This window comes from Luteibacter sp. KNZ12-1A (assembly GCF_056755675.1).
This window is the reverse complement of record NZ_JBPGXU010000001.1, coordinates 74,910-92,865: the sequence shown is the minus strand read 5'-3', so window position 1 is coordinate 92,865 and position 17,956 is coordinate 74,910. Positions and strand designations below refer to the sequence as shown.

Below are 17,956 nucleotides of genomic sequence, written 5' to 3'. Positions count from 1 at the left end.
CTTTTGGGGCTGGACAAGCGGAAAGATCAGTACTGGTACTGCAAGGTCACCCCGATGGTCCGCGGCTGGTTGAGGGCGACGCGGCGCGTCGTCGGCAGGTCGGCCGAGATGGCGACCGGCAGGTCGGTCTCGCCGCGCTTGTCGAACAGGTTGGTGGCGTAGAACGAGATATCGAAGCCATTACGACCTTCCACGCCCACGCGGATGTTGGTGGTGGCGAAACCCTTGCGGCGGTAGAACGGGCTTTCCCGGTCGTACAGGAAGTTCGAATCGCCCACGTAGCTGACGTCTGCGCGCATGAAGCCATCGTATTGCGCGTTGACGCGACGGCGATATTCCGCCGCCAGCGAGCCGGTGAAGCGCGGCACGTTCACGAGGCGGTCGCCGTCCTTCGCCGAGGTGCCCGGCACGTCGTTCTTCAGGTGCGCGTCGTTGTAGCTGAAACCGGCACTCAACGTCACCGCGTTGATGGGCAGGAACTTCATTTCCAGCTCCGCGCCCTGGCTCACCGCCTTGCCGAAGTTGGCGGTGATGTTGTAGCCGCAACCGAGCACGATCTGCTGCTGAACGTGGTCCCAGTCGATGTGGTAAACGGATGCGTCGATGAGCAGGCGCCGGTCCAGCCACGCGCTCTTGAATCCCAACTCGTAGTTCCACAGCGTGTCGGGGTTGTACTTGTTCAACTGCGACTGGCTCAGGCCCAGCCCGGCCACTTCCGAGCCGCACAACGCGGCCGGCGCGGGATTGTTCGGGCCACCCGGCCGATAGCCTTCGGAGGCCGTGACATAGACCATGTTCTCGGGGCTGACCTGGTACTGCAGCGTGAACTTCGGCGTGCTGCCGTAATCCTTCGAGCTGCTGTGCACGGTGCTCGGGCCACCATTGAGCAGGCCGTCGCCACTTTGCGAAAAGCCCTGCTTGACCTCGAACGCGCGAATACCCGCGCTGGCCTTCAACTTGTCGGTGATGTTCCAGGACAACTCCCCGAACACGGCGTATTCCTTGAGGGTGGCGTTACGTGCCCCCTGGTAGATCGTCGAGTACGTGGGGAAGGGGTTGTCGAATGTCTGGTTGAACCCGCCGGGATACGGAATGGACGAGGCCAACGGCGCGCGGACATCGTGATAGAACGCACCGAGGATCGCCTGCACGGGACCGTCGAACTTGCTGGTCGCCCGCACTTCCTCGGTGAACTCCTTGTTCTTGTAGCTGCCGTACATCGTGGTCGGATAGACGCTGGGCAGGCCGAAGAAGTAGTTGATGACCTTGGAGCTGTCGTCCCGGATATTGACGTTGCGTGTGAAGTACGAACTGGACGACATCAGTTCGAACGCATCGAACTGCTTGTGGATGGCGATGTTCGAGATCGTCGATTCCTGCACGTTGGTTTCGTTGACGTCGCGCACCTGGTACGGGTTGTCGAGCGTCGCGGGAATCTTGTCGTAGGTGAACGGCGATCCCAGCTTGGAATGCTGGTAGATGACGCTGGGCGTGATCGTCAGCGTGTCGTCCGGCTTGATCAGCATCGCCACGCGCGCGCCATAGGTCGTGTATGTGTTGACGTTGTCCTTCTTCTTGCCGTCCGGATCGGCCTCGAGGTAGTTGGACGTCGAGATCGGGTAGCGGTCGATATAGCCGTCGTCGCGGCGGTAGTACGCGGACACGCGCAACGCGACCTTGTCCTTGAGCAGGGGGACGTTGAGCACGCCGTTGACGTTGGCGTTGGGGCCGCCATGATAGGTGCCCGATACATCGGTCTTGATGCGCGCCTCGACGAAATCCAAGTCCGGCTGATTGGTCACGTACTTGACCGTGCCACCCATGGAGCTGGAGCCGTAGATGGTGCCTTGCGGGCCGCGCAGCACTTCGACGCGCTCGATGTCGAACACCGAGGGATCGATGACACCTCGCGTCGACAGCAGCGCGGCGTTGCTCGATGCCGCGATGGGCACGTCGTCGAGGTAATAGCCGACCGTGGCGGCGGAGCCAGCGCTCGACGAGATGCCGCGGATGATCAGGTTATTCGAGCCGGGGCCCGAGGATGCGACGGTCAACGACGGCGCGATGCGCGCGAGGTCGACGAGGCTGGTCACGCCCTGGCGCTCCAGTTGTTCACCGGTCAGTGCCGTCATGCTGATGGGCACCTTCTGGATATCCTGTTCGCGCTTGGCGGCGGTGACCGTGATGCCTTCGAGCGTCTGCGGCGAATCCGAAGCCTGTGTCTTCTTCTTTTCGCTGGCCGGGACGGTCGCGTCCTGCGCATTCGCCAGGCCCGAGGTCAGGGCCACCGACAGCAGGGCCGTATAGAGAAGGCTGCGCTTGAGATCTTGGTTCATGGAGTTCCCCGGCCTGTGAAAACGTGCATACCCTTCGCGCACGCTCTCGAACGAGAGCGTGTTCTATGGTTCGTATGTGTTGCCCCCGGACGTCGAACCCACGGGTGAACCCCATGGGTGACGGTCCTTGCTCGGTTGATGCCAGATGTCCCTGACCGGCTGCGCCTTCGATCCCCTGGCACCGTATGTATAGCCGTCTGAACCGCGTTTGCCGCGGTGCACGCTTCCTGGTTTCGATGAGATCAAAAAGTTTTGATGGCGTCAAGCTTTTACGTTACGATCCGATGGCACCGCAAGATAGCTGCCTAAACGGGTCCCGCCGATACCGTCCGCTATGCTGGCCTTCCTCGGCGGAAGAGCGACTTCTCTCATGTTCCAGGGGTGTCATGAAAACCATGTCCGTGCTTTTCTGCGCATTGAGCGCAGTGGCGGCGACCGCCGCCGTGTCGGCTGAAACGCCCGCCGTGTCGGCCGCCCAGGCCATCAAGCAGACGCTCGACGCCAGCGCGGTGGCATGGTCGGCTGGCGACCTGAAGACGTTCATGGAGTGCTACGAGCGTGCCCCGGGTACGCGCTACGTCAGCGCGGGAGGCGTGGTCGAGGGTTACGAGGCGATCGAAGCGATGTATGCCTCGCGCTTCCAGAAGCCGGGTGCAAGCCTGGGCAAGCTCACCCTGGAACTGATCGACGTCAAGCCGCTGGGTACGCAGTACGCCTTCGTCATCGGCCGCTACCACCTGAAACCGGACACCGGCGCCGAGGTTTCGGGGCTCACGACGCTGCTCTTCCACAAGGTCGGCTCGCGTTGGCTGATCAGTAGCGACCACAGCTCGTAACCATGGCGGGCGCACAGGCGACGCCGGACAAGGCCGTCGGGCTGAGCATCGGGTCCGCGATTCGCGATCGACGCCGCGGCCTGGGACTCACCTTGCAATCCCTTGCCGACGCCTCGGGGCTTTCCATACCGTTCCTCTCGCAGGTCGAGAGGAATCTCGCCCACCCATCGTTGCTATCCCTGGAAGCCATCGCCAAGGCATTGGACGTGGATGTCGACTACTTCGTCGGTGTCCCCTCGCCGGGGCAGATTGTCTGCCGGGCGGGCGATCACGACCGGATCGACCTCGAGTCGCCGGTGGTCTACGAGCGCTTGAGCGGCCGGCATGCCGAACGCAAGATGGAGGCGCTTCGGCTGATCGTTCCGCCTGGCCTCTCGGCGCCGACGATCCATCGGGAAGGCGAGGGGTTCTGGTACATCCTGAGCGGCACGCTCGAAATGACGGTGGGCAGGAAGAAGTTCGTGCTGAACACCGGTGACAGCGCGCATTTCGACCAGAGGCATCCCTATAGCATGCGTAACGTGGGCAAGTCCGAAGTGCGCATGATCTGGGTCGGAACGCCGGCGATATTCAAGGACTGAGTCGTGCTTCACCCATGAGGCGCCGCCGTGTGAACGGCGGCGCCTCCACGAAGGCGTTTGCTTAGAAGATGCCCGGGTCCTCCGTCCGTGACGTGTCGGGCGAGCCATCCGGATGGGTGAACCACAGCAGCTGGTTCCGGTTCCCCGGGCAACCACCTCCATCGGTCGCCGCGGCCAGCACACCGGCACTGGTGCCGATGTCGCGACCGTAGCAGCTACCCAGGTTGTCCTTGAAGCGGAAGACCTGGGTGCTGCGCTGTCCGCTGTGTCCCGTCACCGCGCCACCACTGAAGGCCAACGTGTCCGCCGTATCGATGTTGTTGTCCACGTCGCTGCGGTAGAGAAGCAGGTTGCCGAGTTTCTTGGAGAACTGCCGCGAGAAGCCCTGGGTCACGGTGCTGGGAGCGGAAACGATGTTGCCTGCGTCGTCGAAGCTGTATTTGAAGCTGGCCAGCAGCGGGAAGTCGTAGTGCGTTTCCGTCGTTACCGCGAGGCCCAAGCGGCCCTGCCGGGTCTTTGTCGTGCTATCGACCGTCGACAGCTGGTCGATGGCTTGCTCGTAGCGCGTGGCGTCGATGGCGAAGGTCTGCGTGTTGCGGAAGGCGACCGTCTGCGTGATGTCGGTGACGATGCGGCCGTGCGATGTGTCCACGTAACCACTGGTGCGGAAGCTGCGCGATGCGCGGGTGGCGACCGCACCGCCGACCACGCCGGAGACGTCGGTCAGCGTGTTGTCGACGGTGGCGATGGCAGGCTGGTCCTTCAGCGTGTTGACGGTCACCGCACCGCTCAACACCTTGCGGCCACGATCGAGATAGACGAAAAGGTTGCCGGTCGCGGAAAAATAGCCATTCGCCCCGGTCACGCCAATGGATAGCGCATGCGGCCGGCCGTCATTGAGCAATGCGGCGAACGGGGTGATATCGACGCGGTAGGGCAGGAAGTTCAGCGTCTGCACGCCGGGCGTGGGTCGCCACATGTACGGATCGATGCCGCCGGTGAAGATCCACGGATACACCGGTGCGACGCCAGCCGGTTGTCCGTCGATCGACACCTGCACTTCGCGGTACGAACCGCCGCTACAACTCTGCGCCTCGTCGGCGACCTCGTTCGGGACGCACGAGTACCAGAACTCGTCACCGCCCTGGCCCTGGGCGAACACGTCGAGGTAGGCTCGTTCGATGTTGGTCGGCAGGGTGAACGTGCGGGTGAGCACGTCGGCACCCGTGTTGAGCGTCACCGTGCCGCCATCGGCCCCATCGGAAAGTGGGTAGACCGCGTCGGGCGCATCGGCCTTCGGTGCCAGGACGTTGGCGGGATAAAAGACCAGCCTGGCGGAGCCACTGATCACGCCCGTGTACGTCTCGTTGACGACGTTGCCCAGAATGGCCTGGCCGGTCTGCGGGTTGCCTAGCAGGCTGGCGAAGTCGCTGACGTCGCGTTCGACGTGCCAGTTCGGCGACACGGCGGAGGAGGGCTCCTGGGTAGTGCCGAAGTAGATGTTGGCGCCGCCCAGCCAGAGCGAAGCGGTGCGATCGAACTGACGTCCGGTCGTGACCGAGAAGTCCGCTTCGAGCACCACCTTCGACCACGACTTGCCGCAGCCCGCCGGTGGCGCATAGGTATAGGGATGATTCGAGAAATCGGTGAAGGTGAAACCCTTGAACAACTCGACCACGCAGGACTTGCCCGGTGGCCGGGGAGCGGACGGATCGGCAACCGCGACGTTCGCGGAACCTATGTCGAACCCCGGTGCCGCTGCCGCGAACGCCCCCTGTGCCGCGCACGCCGCGATACACCCAAGCAAACCCGACCGCAATTTCTTGCGGCCCACCCCATCGATGAAAGCCATGCGCACGTTCTCCCGTGACGTACCGTCCCCTGCGGCAGGGAACGTAGCATGAGAACGGTAGACTTCACCCTTCGACAGATCGAATGCGAATATGGCAGCAACGAAAGCACTCTTCTCGCTCCTTCTCGTCATGCCGTTTTCGGTGTTGAGCGATGACACGCCGCCCATGGTAACCAGCGAATTCGTCGCTGATCCCGCACCGACACCACAGAGCCACGCGGGCACGATCGTGGAAACCGATCATGGGCTGGTCGCGGCCTGGTTCGGTGGAAAAGAAGAACGCGATCCGGGCGTCGGTATCTGGGTGGCACGATACACCGAGGGACGCTGGTCGCCGCCGCGGGAAGTCGCCAATGGCGTACAAGCGGTTGGGGTGCGCCTGCCGACATGGAACCCCGTGTTGTTTCGATCCGCGTCCGGCACGCTCATGCTCTTCTACAAGGTCGGACCGGACCCCTCGCATTGGTGGGGCATGCTCATGACCTCCCGCGATGACGGCGGGCATTGGTCTGCGCCGCGCCGCTTGCCGCCGGGCATCCTTGGCCCTATCAAGAACAAGCCGGTGCAACTGGCCGACGGGACGATCGTCAGCCCGTCGAGTACGGAGGAAAGTGGCTGGCGTATTCATTTCGAGCGGTCCAGCGACGACGGCAAGACATGGTCGACAAGCGGAGACGTGCCGGCGAACGGCATCGATGCCATTCAACCGAGCGTGCTGGCCGGACCGCAAGGAGACCTGGTAGCTATCGGGCGCACTCGCCAGGGCAAGCTCTTCAAGACCCGATCTTCGGACGGAGGGCGCCATTGGTTACCGTTATATCTTTTGGATCTCGACAATCCCAACGCCGGCATCGATGCCGTATCGCTCGCGGACGGCCGTTATCTGCTGGTCTACAACCCGGGCCATCCCGGCCCGAACTGGTGGGACGGCCGGGGCACCCTGGCCATCGCGATCAGTGGTGATGGCGTGCGATGGAAGAGGGTACTCACGCTCGAAGACAAGCCGGGCAACGAGTATTCCTATCCCGCGGTGATCCAAACGAAGGATGGCCTCGTCCATGTTCTCTATACCTGGGAGCGAAAACGCATGCGGCATGTCGTTATCGACCCCATGAAACTCGGCCCATGACGCCCGGCTCGAAGTCGCAAGCCCCGGGCTGACTGTCCACTCGCCGGAAAGCCCGACGAAAGCCTGAATTCGTATTGCTTACGCCCACGAACACGCGTTTCCCGTTCGTGACGCGGCATTTGCTGCGGCGCAACTTGCATCGATCTTAATTCGGTTTATAAGGCTCTTTGTGACATATATGAACACATAGTTCGTATATGCACTTTCTTGCGAATCGAAGCTCCCGTGGGGGGAGACATACTCATGAACAGAATCCGTTTGCAGCGCGGAATGATCGCCAGTTCCGTCGCGCTCGCGCTTGTCGCGCCACATGTCTACGCGCAGTCGGCCACGCCCGGCAACGCCGATAAGGCCGTCGAGCTGAAGGAGGTCACGGTCACCGGTTCGATGATCCCGCGCGTGGAGATCGAGGGGCCCGCTCCCGTGATCACCATTACAGGCGAACAGATCAAACAACAGGGCTTCACCACGCTGTGGGAATTCCTCGATTCGTTGCCGCAGGTGGGCCAGCAGATATCGGATTCCGCGGCATGGGGTTCCAGTTCGGTCAATGCGCGCTCGGTCAACCTGCGCGGCCTGGGTCCGGGCTTCAGCCTGCTGATGATTGACGGACATCGTATCGTCGATTATCCGCAGCCGTTGAACAAACAGAGCAACTTCCAGAACTACAACAACCTCCCCACCGGCATGATCGACCATGTCGAGATCCTCGCCTCCGGTGCCTCGTCGATCTACGGATCGGACGCGGTGGCTGGCGTGGTGAACGTGATCCTGAAGAAGAACTACCAGGGTGACGATTTGCAGGTGACCGGTGGCGGCGCCACGCGCGGTGGCCGCGCGTATGGGGACATCAACTTCTTCGGCGGCAAGTCCGGCAGCAACTGGCATGTCGTCTATAACCTGGAGAAGTCCAATCGCACGGCGCTGTGGGGCATGGATCGTCCGTATCAGGATTCCGTGTCCGACGCCGGTTACGGCGCCTGGGGTCCGGCATCGCGCATGTTCGGCTACCAGTACGACGCGGCCGGCGCGGTGGCCCTTTCCGCCATGAATGGCAATGGCCAGTACATCACGCCGCCGGCGGGAACCTGCGGGAAGTTCACCAACTCGCAGTTGAGCCAGTCGCATACCGTCACCACCAATGGCACCCAGATCGCCAGCGTGACGAACAACGGCTATTACTGCTCGCAACCCGCGCTGTTCCAGAACTGGGTGCTGACGCCCGGTAGCCGTAGCAACAACGGTTACGTATCCGGCGAGTACGACTTCAAGAACGGTTTGCAGCTCTACGGTTCGGCGGCCCTGTACAGGACGGTGGGCATCTCCAACACCCAGTTGAATGTCTTCGGTACCGGCAAGTTCTACGACCAGACGACGGGGCAGGTCATCAGCCAGGCCATTCGCCAGTTGACCGCGCAGGAGATCGGCACGTCGGCCAATACCCACGATCGCGAGCAGAACTGGAACCTGCAGACCGGCTTGCGTGGCACGGTGTTCGACGGCGCCTTTCATTGGGACTTGAACCTCAATAGCCAGAAGTACACCGTCCGCGAAGACTTCACGGGCTATAACGCCCAGGCGATGAACAACTTCTTCCTCGGCAAGCAGCAGGGCACCACGGCCGATGGCTTGCCCATCTACGCCATGAACTGGCAGCAATGGTGGAATCCCATCACGCCGCAGCAATACAGCCAGTTCGCGGTGAACGGCGAGAACACCTCGTCGTCCTGGCTGGACCAGGCGCAGTTGCGCCTCAATGGCGACCTGTTCAAGTTCCCCTGGGTGGACGAGTCGGTGGGCTGGGCGGCCGTGCTGGAAGCGGCGCACAACGGCTTCAAGCTCTCGCCCGATCCGCGCGCCGCCGATCCCGACACCTTCCAGAATCCGTTCGGCGCGTATCTCACCGGTGGCGGTACCCGCCAGCGGTATTCGCTCGGTACGGAGTTCCGCGTGCCCTTGCTCAATACGGTGACCTGGACCATCTCCGGCCGCCTGGACAAGTACAACGACGCCAGCAGCGCCGACGTCGCCCGTACCTGGGGTTCGGGTATCGAGTGGCGCCCTTACGACGGTCTTCTGCTTCGGGGCAGCTACGGCACCAACTTCAAGGCGCCGGACATGCAGGCCATCTACCTGACCGGTTCCACCTCGCCGGTGGGTGATTACATCGATCCCCTGCAATGCGTGAACGCCATCAAGGCCGGGCAGAACAACAATACGTGGTGCAACCAGGTCCAGCGGCCAACGTCGCAGTACTACACGCTGTACACGAATGGCAGCCGCCTGCTGTTGCCGCAGACCGGTCATTCGTGGACTTACGGTTTCGTGTGGCAGGTTCCGGGCGTGCAGGGCTTGTCCGTATCCGCCGACTACTGGCACATGGGCGTGGACAACGCCATCCAGTATCTCGACCAGAACACCGTGCTGAACGACGAGGCGGGTTGTCTTACCGGCGTCAAGCCGAATGGTACCTCCGGGCTCTCACCGTATACGGCGCACGTACCGGATTCGGCGTATTGCCAGATGGTGACCCAGATGGTCAAGCGTAACGCCACCGGCCAGATCGTTTCGGTGCAATCCGGACCGATCAACGAGGCATCGCTCTACGTGGGTGGTATCGACGCGTCCCTGGATTACAAGTTCCATACCGACACGCACGGCGATTTCCGGGCGGGCATCAACTATACCGACAACCTGTCGTACAAGCAGCGCGTGCTGGCATCCGATGAACTGCAGAACACGCGTTACCAGAACGTGGCGAGCAGGGTCACCTGGATCGGTGACTGGAGCAAGGGCCCGTGGAACGTGTCGATTTCCGGCGTACGCGAAGGAAGCATGCGCGCGCCCAACTATGACGGCTGCAACGTGCTGCCAAACGGCATCCAGCCCGGCATGGTCACGGTGCCCAATGGTGGCCAGACGCTCGCCACCGGCATCTGCCAGGTGACGCTCGACGGTAACCAGGTCAACGTCGCCGACACGACGTACAAGGGCAGGACGCCGGTGTGGATCACCTGGAACGGCTCGGTCGGCTTGCAGATCAATGCGGAGACCCACCTGAAGTTCACGGTGTCGAACATCTTCAACAAGGTAGGGGCGATTCCTTATTACGCCGGTGGGTTCGAGTTCGTCACGACGGGGCAGACGGCGAGCGAATACAACGGCCGGGAGATGTTCGTTACGTTCGATTACAAGCTGGATTGATATCCGGTTTGTCGGTTGATGCAGGAAGCGCGGGGGGAGCGTTTGCTTCCCTTTGCTTCCTGCTTTCTTCTCAAGCATCGCAGGCTGAAAGGACGCCGGGCCGCGGTTCTTACCGAATTTGCCCATGCGCGCCTTCACGATTGCCTAATACTCGGGGAAGGGCAGGGGAACGGCCTTTCTGCAGTTCAGCGTCGGGTAGCGGGCAGCACCGTCACGTGAGCTATGTCTCGGCTTCATCGAGCCGGGCACGTGCGCCGTATTCCTCGTCAGACAAGCAACTACCGACGAAGGAAGGGCGGTTCGATGAAAGTGCGTGTGGTACTCGGAGACGACCATGCCATGTTGCGCGAGGGCTTGATCGCCCTGATGCAGCAGGAAACTGATATCGAAGTCGTGGGGCAGGCAAGCCATGGACTGGAATTGTTGAGGATGACTCGTCAGCTCATTCCCGACGTGGTGATCGCCGATGTCTCGATGCCCATGATGGGCGGTATCGAAGTGGCTCGGCGAGTGCGCGGCGAACTGCTGTCGAGCCGTGTGCTGTGCCTGTCCGCCGCGGCCTTGCATGGCCAGGTGCTGGAGGCACTCGAAGCCGGCGCCCTTGGCTATGTGCTGAAGAACAATGGCTACGGCGAATTGGCCCGTGCCATCCGGCACGCCTATCGACATCAGGTTTTCCTAAGCAGCGAACTGGTGGCTCCGGTGATGAACGCCTGCCGCGCGGGCCAGGCTTCCGCCAGCGATACGGCCGGCCAGCCCTTGACCTGGCGCGAACGGGAAGTCACGCGGTTGTTCGCCGAGGGTTGTTCGACCCGCGAAGTCGCGACCCGGTTGCATATCAGCGCCAAGACCGTGGCGACGCATCGCTCCCATGTGTTTCGCAAGCTCAATATCCACAGCGTGGCCGACCTGACCCGCTACGCGGTCAAGGAAGGCATGACTTCGCTTGGCTAGGAACGCGCCCTAAGAAAACGAAACCCCAATATCAGCATTCTGCTGATAGGGCGGCCGTCGCCGAAGGCGTAGCCTAGCACTTGACGTTTCGTTGGGAGCGTTCAAAGGGGCTGGACGCGTGATCGACCAGGTAATGGACCTGTTGGCTAGGCACCTCAACGGCCACCTGCGGCGCATGCTTCATGTGCCCGAAGATATGGTCGTCGTCTCCAACCTCCAGGAAATCGGCGGTGCGCCGGTCACCTCGTCGGCGAACAAGCTGGTCCTGTTTCTCAGTGGCATCGAGCGCGACACGCTGGCACACCGGCCGCGGGATGCATCCTGGGGCGGAGTCGGCGGCATCATGCAGCGCGCGGCGCCGGTTTACCTGAACCTCCTGGTGATGTGCGCCGCCAATTTCAGCGGCGCCTACTATCCCGAGGCGTTGAAATTCCTTTCGGTCGCCATCGCTTACTTCCAGGGAAACCCTTCGTTCGATCATCAGAATACGCCGGATATGGATGCGCGGCTGGAGGCATTGGCCTTGAACATGGAAAACCTCAGCAGTCATGAAATGCACAGCCTTTGGAGCATCCACGGTGGCCGCTACATGCCCTCCGTTCTCTTTCGGGTGCGCATGATCACGCTGCAGTCCGGCGCGGTGCGCGGTCGGGACGCCGCGATCTCCCAGGTCGACACCCAGGCACGGCCATGAATACGACGTCGCGCTTTCGCATGCTCATGCGCGTGGAAGTGCGGCACGACTTCTTCGCCGATGGCTACGCGCGCAACCTCGCCTTCAAGGCGCATGCCGGGACGGTGGCTTTCCTCAAAAAGTTCGGCGCGATCATCCGTCACGACGATGCCGCCCTGGCCATTGGCGTCGACGATGGCCGGATGGAAGGGATGTGGAGCGAACGCCTGGAGGACAACGAACCACGCCTGCTGCGCTTCGACCTGCATTGCGGCGATCCGGTGCACGGTTACTATACCGCGCCGGTGACGGCATCCTCCCCGGAAAAGGAAGACGACGGCGCCGTGGCGGCGGCCCTCGACCTTGCCGCCAACGAACCCGGACGCGTCAATCCACCGCTGGCCACGCTCACCTTGCCTCTCGTGCCGGACGGTGTCGATTGCCTCGACGCCTGGTCGTCCACGGCGGACACGCGCTACAGGTTGAGGTTGCGCAGCCCGCGCACCGTCTGGAAGTACGTGCTCACGGGCGACTGGCAGGATCGCACGTTGTCGATCGTGGACGCGAGCGGGGACGTGGAGTTCACCGCGGTGGAGCGAGAGCTCCTGCCTGACGGGCAAGCGGTCCTGGTGGCGCGTTCCATCTCGGCTATCGAACTGCAGGAGCGGCCGCCACAGCGCTTCCAGCTGCATGACGTTTCCACGTCGCCCGAACGAACCCTGATTTCCCGTTTACCAGGTGCCGCGCCACAGCGCCTGTGGCGCGAAACGGTGGAAGGCGAGCCGACCGTCGTGTCGGAAATCTTTGTCCATAGCTAGTTCACAGACAGGAGCCCGCGATGGGTGCAATGAAGACACCGGGTGTCTATATCGTCGAAAAGAATGCGTTTCCCAACTCGGTGGTGGAGGTCGCCACCGCCGTGCCCGCATTCATCGGCCATACCGAGATAGCCGATAACCGCAGCAAGCCGCTCGCATTCAAGCCCTGGCGCATCAGTTCGATGGCGGAGTACCACCAGTACTTCGGCTTCGGCCCGAGCCCGCGATTCAATATCGTCGAGAAAACCGATCCCTCGGTGCTGGCCGACTTCAAGGCGCTCGGCAAGGACAACAAGCCGACCGAGTACGTGCTCCAGCAGCCTGCCGGCAAGGAGGGGGGAGCCTATACGCTGTACAACGCCATGCGCCACTTCTTCCAGAACGGGGGTGGCCCGTGCTACATCGTCTCGGTGGGCGATTACGCCTCGGATCTCGACCCGGAAAAGTTCGCGCGAGGTATCGACGAACTGCTGAAGGAACAGGAGCCTACCATGCTCCTGATCCCCGAGGCCGTGCTGCTCAAGCAGCCGGAGTGCATCGGCCTCCAGCAGGCCATGCTGCAGCACTGCGGCGAGAAGATGAAGAACCGCATCGCCATCCTCGACGTGTGGGGCGGCGACAAGCCACGCAACGATCCGGCCGGCGATCCGGTGGATCTTTTTCGCAACGGCCTCGGCATCAACTTCCTCGCCTATTCGTCGGCCTACTACCCGTGGCTCAACACGACGGTGGTCGGCGACAAGGAGCTGAGCTACGAGAACATCGCCAGCGCCGACGTGCTGCAGATGCTGCTGCGCGGTGAACTGGGCCTGCCCGAGGCCGCGCCCGACGGCGCCTCGATGAAGGAGAAGGAACAGATCCAGGCCATCGCGGACATCACCAAGGACTGGAGCAAGGTCGATCCTGCCCCGGGCGCCGACGCCATCCTCGCCAACAAGGCCCTGCTCAACAAGACCCTGAGCACGATCAGCCCGCTGTTCGGCACGGTGATGGAACTGGTGAAGGGCAAGCTGAACCTGATGCCCCCGAGCCCGGCCATGGCCGGCATCTACACCATGGTCGACAACAGCCGCGGTGTGTGGAAGGCCCCGGCCAACGTCAGCCTCTCCGGCGTCGTATCGCCGTCGGTCTCGATCTCGGCGGTCGACCAGGAGGACCTGAACGTCACCACGCAGGGCAAGTCGATCAACGCGATCCGTTCGTTCATCGGCGAAGGCGTGCTGGTCTGGGGTGCGCGCACGCTCGACGGCAACAGCCTCGACTGGCGATACGTCAACGTGCGCCGGACCATGATCATGCTCGAGGAATCGTGCCGGCTGGCCGCCAAGGCCCTGGTGTTCGAGCCGAATGTCGCAAATACCTGGGTCACCATCAAGAGCATGATCCAGAACTTCCTCACCAGTATCTGGAAGCGCGGCGGACTCGCCGGCGCCGTACCCGACGACGCGTTCGGCGTGTATTGCGGCCTCGGCGAGACGATGACGCCGGACGACATCCTCGAGGGCATCTTGCGTGTCACCGTCATGGTCGCCATGGTGCGTCCCGCGGAATTCATCGAGATCACCTTCCAGCAGCAGATGCAGAAATCCTGATGCATTGATGGAGTATTCCCATGGCAGACGATGGTTCGCAGCAGTCAACAAGCATTTGGCCCTTGCCCAAGTTCTCCTTCCAGGTGAAGTGGGATTCGGCCGTGATGTCCTTCGAAGAAATATCCGGCCTGGATGTCGAGGCCCAGCCCATCGAGTACCGCCACGGCGACAGCCCGGCCTACACGACGATCAAGATGCCGGGGCTGAAGAAGTACAGCAACGTCACCATGAAGAAGGGCGTGTTCAAGGGTGATAACAAGTTCTGGGACTGGTTCAACAAGATCAAGATGAACACGATCCAGCGTGTTCCGGTGACGATCAGCCTGCTCGACGAGGCCGGGAAGCCCACGATGGTATGGACCCTCGCGAACGCGTGGCCGTCCAAGATCACAGGCACCGACCTGAAGGCACAAGGCAACGAAGTGGCGATCGAGACTATCGAGATCGTGCACGAGGGCCTGACGATCGCCAATGGGTGATCCCGCCGCATGGCCGGCCGATGTCCTGCAGGAAGACAAACTGGGAGCGCTGCTGCCGGCAGCGTTCCAGTTCACGGTCAGTATCGGCAGCGGTTCGGCCAGCGTCGACACGTCGTTCCAGGAAGTGTCCGGCCTGGAACTGGCCATGGAAGTGGACGAGCTGCGCGAGGGCGGCGAAAACCGCTTCATGCATCAGTTGCCCACCGGGGTGAAACAGACGCGATTGACGCTCAAGCGAGGCGTCGCGTCTACCGATTCACCGCTGGTCGGATGGTGCAAGAGCACCCTCGAAGGTGGCTTGTCGGTGGCGATCAAGCTGGCGCCCGTGACGGTGAAACTACTCGACGCGAAGGCCAACCCCCTGCGGACGTGGTCGTTCGCGAATGCTTATCCGGTCCGCTGGGAGATCGACAGTTTCAACTCGACGAAGAACGAGGTGGCGCTGGAAACCATTGAACTGGCGTACCAGTACGTGCAACGAAGTGATTGAGGCCGCATCGTGACGATCGAAATTCGACAGATGGTGATCAAGTCCAACGTGGGTTCGGCGGCGGAAAAGTCGCCGGCCAGGAGCGCGGGAAAAGCCAGGCCGGCGGCGGAAGACGACTGCGACTGCGGCGACGACTGCGCGGGCGGCGGTGGCCAGCAGGAGCGCCAGAAGATGCGCTCGGCGTTCGCCACGGAGTGGGAACGGATGCGGGAGCGGTAAATGGCGGCGAACCTTTCCTCCGGAAAATCCCAGCTCAAGATCACCATCTGCGACATCAGCGGCGATTCGCCCAAGGCGACCGGCGCCTCGATCTCGTTGTTGATCAACCCGTCGGAGATGACCTGGGTGCGCCAGACCGAGTTCGGCGGTTGCGTGCCGATGGGCGATACCGGCAGCGGACGCAACTTCGCGAAGATGCAGCCCGATACGCTGGATTTCTCCACGGTGTTCGACGGCACCGGCGCCGTGCCCATTCCCTCGAACATCCAGCTGCCCGCCGAGGTCGAGGACCAGCTCGCCGCGCTGGACAAGATCATCCACAAGTACAACGGTCCGCAGCACGAACCCAACGTGGTGCAGATCCTCTGGGGAACGCTGGTCTTCTATGGCCGGGCGACCAGTATCTCCACCGATTTCACGTTGTTCCGCCCCAGCGGCGCTCCGTTGCGCGCCAAGGTGACGATGTCGTTCCAGGGCTTCAAGAAGCCGCTCGAAGCGGCGCTCGAGGCCGACATGCAATCGCCCGACCTCAGTCATTCGGTGACAGTGCGGGATGGCGATACGCTGCCGCTGCTGTGCCATCGCATCTATGGCGACAGCCGGTACTACGTGGACGTGGCCAGGTTCAACGGCTTGCAGGCGTTTCGGGCGCTCGCGCCGGGCCTGACCCTGCATTTCCCTCCACTGGACTGATCCATGGCCGAGTCGCCCAACGCCCACGATCCCGGCCCGATCCGCCTGACAGTCGCGGTCGCCGGCAAGAAGCTGGCGAGCCTGCCTGTCGTCGGCGTGACGGTTCGCCGGGCGATCAACCGTATCCCGTGGGCGGAGATCGTGCTGAGCGACGGCGACATGCCCACGGGCAGTTTTGCGCTGAGCGATGCCGCCACCCTCGTGCCGGGCACGGCACTGACGATCAGCGCGGGATACGGGAACGACGAAGCCACGATCTTCAGCGGCATCGTCGTGCGCCATGGCGTGAAGATCGACGGCAGGGCCAGTTCGCGCCTGGTGCTGGAGTGTCGCGACGAGGCGACCAGGATGACCATCGGGCGCAACAACGCGAACTACCTGAACCAGAAGGACAGCGACATCATCAGCGGCCTGATCGGTGTCCATGGCCTGACGGCGTCGGTGACCGCGACCGATACGAGCTACGACGAGCTGGTGCAGTTCTACTGCAGCGACTGGGACTTCATGCTGGCACGTGCCGACGCCAACGGCCTGCTCGTGAATGTCGACGCCGGCACGGTGAACGTCAAGACCCCGACGACCTCGGGGGCGGCCGTGCTGACGGTTGGCTGGGGCACCGAACTCATCGCGTTCGAGGCGGACATGGATGCACGCAACCAGTACACGGCGGTGCAAGCCGTGTCGTGGGATCCCAAGCAACAGGCTATCGTCGAGGGCAGTCCGGCGGCCCCGGCAAGCCTCAACCCGCAGGGCAACCTGACCGGAGCCACCCTCGCGGAAGTCGCAAGTCCGGCGACATACATGCTGCAGACCAGCGCGGCGCAGCCCATGGCCAGCCTCACCGGATGGGCCAAGGCCACGCAGCAGAAGGCGGCGTTGGCGCGCATCCGCGGGCGCATGAGTTTCGTGGGCAGCGCGCTGGCGGTTCCCGACAGTCTCATCGAGGTGAGCGGGGTAGGGGCACGGTTCAGCGGTTCGGTCTACGCCACCGCCGTCGAACACACGATCGGCGGCGGACAGTGGACGACCCAGGTCGAATTCGGCATGCGACCCGAGTGGCACGTGGAACGCGAGGATGTCGCGGCGCCACTCAACGGCGGCCTGTTGCCTGGCGTGAGCGGGTTGCAGATCGGCGTCGTGATGAAGCTCGACGGCGATCCCATGGGCGAGCAACGGATACAGGTCAAGATTCCCGTGATGCAGGCGACGGCACCCGGCGTCTGGGCCCGGCTGTTGCAATTCCACGCCTCGAGCGGATTCGGTGCCTTCTTCCTGCCGGAAGTCGACGACGAAGTCCTGGTCGGCTATCTGAACGGCGATCCCAGCAGCCCGGTCGTACTGGGCTCGCTCTACAGCAGCTCGCACCAGCCGCCTTACACCATCGCGGCGGAGAACGACACCAAGGCGATCGTGACCAGGTGCATGCACAAGATCGAGTTCAACGAGAAGGACAAGATCATCACGGTGATCACGCCCGGCAACAACCAGATCGTACTCGACGACAAGAACCAGTCCATCACCGTCCTCGATCAGCACAACAACAGCGCCAGGTTTTCCAGCGCGGGTATCGCGTTGGACAGCAAGTCGGATATCGAGATCACGGCCACGGGCAACGTGACGATCACCGCGAACGGCACCATCGACATCAACGCCACGGCCGACCTCAATGCGACCGGCATGAACGTCACCTGCGAGGCGCAGGCGGCATTCACGGGGAAGGGCTCGGCTTCGGCCGAACTGTCCGCCGCCGCGACGACCACGGTCAAGGGCGCGATGGTCCTGATCAACTGAGGAGACCCGATGCCACCCGCCGCCCGCTTGACCGATATGCACACGTGCCCGATGGTGACGCCCGGTCTGCCGCCGATTCCCCATGTGGGCGGCCCGGTCGTCGGGCCTTGCGTGCCGACGGTGCTGATCGGCAAGCTGCCCGCCGCGGTGCTCGGCGACATGGCGACGTGCGTCGGGCCACCCGACAGCATCGTCAAGGGATCGTCCACGGTAATGATCGGCGGCAAGCCGGCGGCGCGTATCGGCGATACCACCGCGCACGGCGGCAGCATCGTCCTGGGCTGCTTCACCGTGATCATCGGAGGGTGA

Annotated in this window: 16 protein-coding genes; 14 read left to right on the top strand and 2 right to left on the bottom strand. The window is 62.8% G+C overall.

Features of this window, described 5'->3' with window-relative positions:
• Positions 1–26 precede the first annotated feature (26 nt).
• Positions 27–2,336 carry a TonB-dependent receptor gene (locus ACR9ZJ_RS00300; protein WP_481286449.1) on the bottom strand — a complete coding sequence of 770 codons (2,310 nt, stop codon included), beginning with the start codon at positions 2,334–2,336 and terminating at the stop codon, positions 27–29.
• 386 nt (positions 2,337–2,722) lie between these two features.
• Between ACR9ZJ_RS00300 and ACR9ZJ_RS00295 the strand changes: the two genes are divergently transcribed.
• On the top strand, positions 2,723–3,172 hold the full coding sequence (locus ACR9ZJ_RS00295) for a YybH family protein (RefSeq protein WP_481286448.1): 450 nt from the start codon (positions 2,723–2,725) through the stop codon (positions 3,170–3,172).
• 2 nt (positions 3,173–3,174) lie between these two features.
• The gene (locus tag ACR9ZJ_RS00290) at positions 3,175–3,753 is read left to right on the top strand and encodes a helix-turn-helix domain-containing protein (RefSeq protein WP_481280383.1); all 579 of its coding nucleotides are present in this window, start codon (positions 3,175–3,177) and stop codon (positions 3,751–3,753) included.
• Positions 3,754–3,814: 61 nt separating this feature from the next.
• On the opposite strand, the gene ACR9ZJ_RS00285 is transcribed toward ACR9ZJ_RS00290, so the two are convergent.
• Entirely contained in the window at positions 3,815–5,605 is a 1,791-nt protein-coding gene (locus ACR9ZJ_RS00285; RefSeq protein WP_481286447.1) for a peptide-N4-asparagine amidase, read from the bottom strand.
• A gap of 130 nt (positions 5,606–5,735) precedes the next feature.
• On the opposite strand from ACR9ZJ_RS00285, the gene ACR9ZJ_RS00280 reads away from it, so the two are divergent.
• From ACR9ZJ_RS00280 to ACR9ZJ_RS00225, 12 genes are all read left to right on the top strand, one after another.
• Complete coding sequence (locus tag ACR9ZJ_RS00280; RefSeq protein ID WP_481286485.1) at positions 5,736–6,734, top strand: sialidase family protein; 999 nt, start codon at positions 5,736–5,738, stop codon at positions 6,732–6,734.
• A gap of 243 nt (positions 6,735–6,977) precedes the next feature.
• On the top strand, positions 6,978–9,938 hold the full coding sequence (locus tag ACR9ZJ_RS00275; RefSeq protein ID WP_481286446.1) for a TonB-dependent receptor plug domain-containing protein: 2,961 nt from the start codon (positions 6,978–6,980) through the stop codon (positions 9,936–9,938).
• Between the two features lie 303 nt (positions 9,939–10,241).
• Positions 10,242–10,892 (top strand): response regulator, encoded by a 651-nt coding sequence (locus ACR9ZJ_RS00270; protein WP_481286445.1) that lies wholly within the window; start codon positions 10,242–10,244, stop codon positions 10,890–10,892.
• Positions 10,893–11,010: 118 nt separating this feature from the next.
• Positions 11,011–11,586, top strand: coding sequence for a Pvc16 family protein (locus ACR9ZJ_RS00265; RefSeq protein WP_481286444.1), 576 nt, complete (start codon positions 11,011–11,013; stop codon positions 11,584–11,586).
• Complete coding sequence (locus ACR9ZJ_RS00260) at positions 11,583–12,383, top strand: hypothetical protein (protein WP_481286443.1); 801 nt, start codon at positions 11,583–11,585, stop codon at positions 12,381–12,383. The genes ACR9ZJ_RS00265 and ACR9ZJ_RS00260 overlap by 4 nt, the downstream gene beginning before the upstream one ends.
• Before the next feature lie 20 nt (positions 12,384–12,403).
• Complete coding sequence (locus ACR9ZJ_RS00255; RefSeq protein ID WP_481286442.1) at positions 12,404–13,975, top strand: phage tail sheath family protein; 1,572 nt, start codon at positions 12,404–12,406, stop codon at positions 13,973–13,975.
• 20 nt (positions 13,976–13,995) lie between these two features.
• Positions 13,996–14,454 (top strand): phage tail protein, encoded by a 459-nt coding sequence (locus ACR9ZJ_RS00250; protein ID WP_481286441.1) that lies wholly within the window; start codon positions 13,996–13,998, stop codon positions 14,452–14,454.
• Positions 14,447–14,944, top strand: a complete 498-nt coding sequence (locus ACR9ZJ_RS00245; RefSeq protein WP_481286440.1) for a phage tail protein — start codon at positions 14,447–14,449, stop codon at positions 14,942–14,944. Before ACR9ZJ_RS00250 ends, ACR9ZJ_RS00245 begins: the two co-directional genes overlap by 8 nt.
• 9 nt (positions 14,945–14,953) lie before the next feature.
• Entirely contained in the window at positions 14,954–15,163 is a 210-nt protein-coding gene (locus ACR9ZJ_RS00240; RefSeq protein WP_481286439.1) for a hypothetical protein, read from the top strand.
• Positions 15,164–15,856 (top strand): LysM peptidoglycan-binding domain-containing protein, encoded by a 693-nt coding sequence (locus tag ACR9ZJ_RS00235; RefSeq protein ID WP_481286438.1) that lies wholly within the window; start codon positions 15,164–15,166, stop codon positions 15,854–15,856.
• A 3-nt stretch (positions 15,857–15,859) separates the two neighbouring features.
• Positions 15,860–17,647, top strand: coding sequence for a type VI secretion system tip protein VgrG (gene vgrG / locus ACR9ZJ_RS00230; RefSeq protein ID WP_481286437.1), 1,788 nt, complete (start codon positions 15,860–15,862; stop codon positions 17,645–17,647).
• Positions 17,648–17,656: 9 nt separating this feature from the next.
• Positions 17,657–17,956, top strand: a complete 300-nt coding sequence (locus ACR9ZJ_RS00225) for a PAAR domain-containing protein (protein WP_481286436.1) — start codon at positions 17,657–17,659, stop codon at positions 17,954–17,956.

Coding starts and splice junctions, on each gene's coding strand:
- ACR9ZJ_RS00300 (WP_481286449.1), bottom strand. CDS start 2,336: ATGAACCAAGATCTCAAGCGCAGCCTTCTCTATACGGCCCTGCTGTCG.
- ACR9ZJ_RS00295 (WP_481286448.1), top strand. CDS start 2,723: ATGAAAACCATGTCCGTGCTTTTCTGCGCATTGAGCGCAGTGGCGGCG.
- ACR9ZJ_RS00290 (WP_481280383.1), top strand. CDS start 3,175: ATGGCGGGCGCACAGGCGACGCCGGACAAGGCCGTCGGGCTGAGCATC.
- ACR9ZJ_RS00285 (WP_481286447.1), bottom strand. CDS start 5,605: ATGGCTTTCATCGATGGGGTGGGCCGCAAGAAATTGCGGTCGGGTTTG.
- ACR9ZJ_RS00280 (WP_481286485.1), top strand. CDS start 5,736: ATGCCGTTTTCGGTGTTGAGCGATGACACGCCGCCCATGGTAACCAGC.
- ACR9ZJ_RS00275 (WP_481286446.1), top strand. CDS start 6,978: ATGAACAGAATCCGTTTGCAGCGCGGAATGATCGCCAGTTCCGTCGCG.
- ACR9ZJ_RS00270 (WP_481286445.1), top strand. CDS start 10,242: ATGAAAGTGCGTGTGGTACTCGGAGACGACCATGCCATGTTGCGCGAG.
- ACR9ZJ_RS00260 (WP_481286443.1), top strand. CDS start 11,583: ATGAATACGACGTCGCGCTTTCGCATGCTCATGCGCGTGGAAGTGCGG.
- ACR9ZJ_RS00255 (WP_481286442.1), top strand. CDS start 12,404: ATGGGTGCAATGAAGACACCGGGTGTCTATATCGTCGAAAAGAATGCG.
- ACR9ZJ_RS00250 (WP_481286441.1), top strand. CDS start 13,996: ATGGCAGACGATGGTTCGCAGCAGTCAACAAGCATTTGGCCCTTGCCC.
- ACR9ZJ_RS00245 (WP_481286440.1), top strand. CDS start 14,447: ATGGGTGATCCCGCCGCATGGCCGGCCGATGTCCTGCAGGAAGACAAA.
- ACR9ZJ_RS00235 (WP_481286438.1), top strand. CDS start 15,164: ATGGCGGCGAACCTTTCCTCCGGAAAATCCCAGCTCAAGATCACCATC.
- vgrG (WP_481286437.1), top strand. CDS start 15,860: ATGGCCGAGTCGCCCAACGCCCACGATCCCGGCCCGATCCGCCTGACA.
- ACR9ZJ_RS00225 (WP_481286436.1), top strand. CDS start 17,657: ATGCCACCCGCCGCCCGCTTGACCGATATGCACACGTGCCCGATGGTG.